The organism is Methanophagales archaeon (assembly GCA_021159465.1).
Lineage (GTDB): Archaea > Halobacteriota > Syntropharchaeia > Alkanophagales > Methanospirareceae > G60ANME1.
This window is the reverse complement of sequence record JAGGRR010000253.1, coordinates 1-2,587: the sequence shown is the minus strand read 5'-3', so window position 1 is coordinate 2,587 and position 2,587 is coordinate 1. Positions and strand designations below refer to the sequence as shown.

Annotated in this window: 1 protein-coding gene; it reads left to right on the top strand. The window is 33.9% G+C overall.

The features are described 5' to 3' along the window. Positions 1 to 1,186 precede the first annotated feature (1,186 nt). The gene (locus J7J01_10370) at positions 1,187 to 2,296 is read left to right on the top strand and encodes a hypothetical protein (GenBank protein MCD6211262.1); all 1,110 of its coding nucleotides are present in this window, start codon (positions 1,187 to 1,189) and stop codon (positions 2,294 to 2,296) included. Positions 2,297 to 2,587: the final 291 nt, after the last annotated feature.

The window sequence follows — 2,587 nt, the reverse complement described above, 5'->3', positions numbered from 1 at the left end:
AATTTTGAATTTAAGTTATGTTACTTATGGAAACATTAATGGGAGATATAGAAACAATCTATTTAAAAATGGATTATAGCAAAAATCATACTTGAAGCTATTGGTTCTGGAAGAGCAAAGAAAACCGCAAGCAGGCTGAAAATACCCGATGTAGAGCGGTTTATAGACATAATGAGAATCATTATGGTTGCAAATCTCGTTCCACCGCTCGATATATGATATGGGCTGGAAAGGGTTATTTGCTTGACATTTGGAATAAGATCAGATCAGATCTGGCAAGAATTCCTTAGGCTAATCGAGAAGTGGGAAACGTTCAAGGAAAAACGGAACAGAATCGAAGTATTATTCAATATTGTGAAGAATACGCTTGGATTGAAGCGTTTGCATCAATATACAGGTAGAATTGTTGAAAAGAGTGTGTGTTGTACCTTCCATTTAGCTTTCTACCTCATACAGTTGTCTAAAGGCATGGGGATAAGTGCGAGAGAGCTTGTTTATTGGTGAGTGGAGGAGGGGGGTTATATCCTCCTAAATATGTTATTTTATTTCATTAGCCAATAAGTATGCTAATAGTGAAATATTAGACCCTGCCCAATTTAGCGGAGGCAAAGAAACGAATGACTTTCTTAGGAATCTTGGCTCTTAACAGAAGACTTGTGCAATAAATTGTGAGAAGTAACAGATTATATAACCTTAGGTGTAGATTCGTATAAGGAGAAAATATCGACAACTCAGAACTATATTAATCCAACCACACACATCGAACTTGTGTTCTTGGTTGATTTAAAAAATAACAAATTTTACTGGGCTGGAAAATCTGAAAGAAGAAAACCCCAAAATTGTGTTACAACATCCACACACTACGGTAAAAGTCAGAACTTGGCTTAATGCATGGCGTTGTCTAAAGAAAATGCTTCCAATCGGTAGAGAGATATGCAAGTGCTGGGAGATATTATGAATCTGATCGCAATCCATCAGATTATGGCGGAATAGATGATACACTCTCATGTACAAAGCATGAGGACACTATTGATTTATATAGTATATTTAAGAAGAAAATAATGACCGTCCCAACTTCATATAACAGCGGACATACGGCTTCGTTACACTTCGCCCAAATTCGGCAAAGCCGAACTTCGTATGTCCGTAATACGCTATCTGAAATTCGGTTGAAGGTAGGTAGAATATGAGAATAATAATTGAGTTTGTTAAAAAGGAAGTAGTTTTATTTATATTCCTTTTTCTGCTTGCTATTGTAGCTATTTTATATCCTTACGAAATAATCAATTATCCTTCTTTTGTTGATTGGAGAACAATAATAGCACTTACAGGATTACTTATAATTACAACAGGGTTAAAGGAAAGTGGGTATTTCAATGTCTTTTCGAGAAAGGTATTAAAGAGATTAAAAAGTGAAAGAAGTCTATCAATTTTTTTTATTTTGTTTTCAGTATTACTATCAACATTTCTCACAAATGACGTAACGCTGTTTATAGTTATTCCGCTAACAGTTGGTATTCAAAATTTAGTAAAAAACGATATTTCTAAATTGATTATATTTGAAGCTATCTCTGTTAATGTAGGTTCTGCCTTAACACCGATTGGCAATCCTCAAAATCTCTTTTTATGGTACAAGTGGAATATTTCTTTTGTAAATTTTATTATAGAAATGCTTCCATTAGTCACTCTTCTTCTTGTGATTCTTTTAATATTTGTGTGGATTGTTTTCCCGGACAAAGGAATAAAATTTTCAGAGGGAATTAATGATTATAGAACGCAGAATAAAGTTTTATTTACTTTGTCCATAGCAATGCTGATAGTTTATGTGATTTCTATCGAAGTGAAACAGGCTCATTTAGTATTGCTGCTTGTCTTTTTACTTTACCTTATATTTTATAGAAAGGTTTTGCTAAAGATGGATTGGCTACTATTACTACTGTTTATTGTTATTTTCATTGATTTTCATGTTATTTCAACTATTCCTATTTTATCAGAGGGTGTGAATGCATTAAATCTACACTCTGCAGGTAATGTATTTTTGCTTTCTGTACTCACTTCTCAATTAATTAGCAATGTGCCAGCTAGTGTACTTATATCAAAGTTCAGCCATAACTGGCTTGCAATAACTTATGGAGTAAATGTTGGAGGAAATGGTTTAGCTATAGCCTCCTTGGCTAATGTTATTGCATTGAGAATGGTAAAGCGTAAAAAAATATGGTTAAGTTTTCATCGATATTCCTTGCTTTTTTTTCTGATAACTGGAGGAATTGCTTATATATTGTTTTTTGTTTTATGACTATCGACGCATTGCACTCCGCATAATAAACTATGGAATGAACATTCAATTGGTCCTATTTTATCGTCAGAAATCCAACAAAAAATCGCTGAACTTGTTAAACAATCTCACAAAACAAGAAGAGAAGCAAAAGAATTACTCGAAGCAGCAAAAAGAAAAGTTGAAGAGGCAATAGAAAATGATAACCCTCACCAAAATGTCACCATTCAGCAAGCCTTTGTAGGCTTCATTTATCCCTGAAACCCAAAGAAATGGCAATGCCAATCAAAACGACACCAGGAGAAGTGATCT

Coding starts and splice junctions, on each gene's coding strand:
- J7J01_10370 (MCD6211262.1), top strand. CDS start 1,187: ATGAGAATAATAATTGAGTTTGTTAAAAAGGAAGTAGTTTTATTTATA.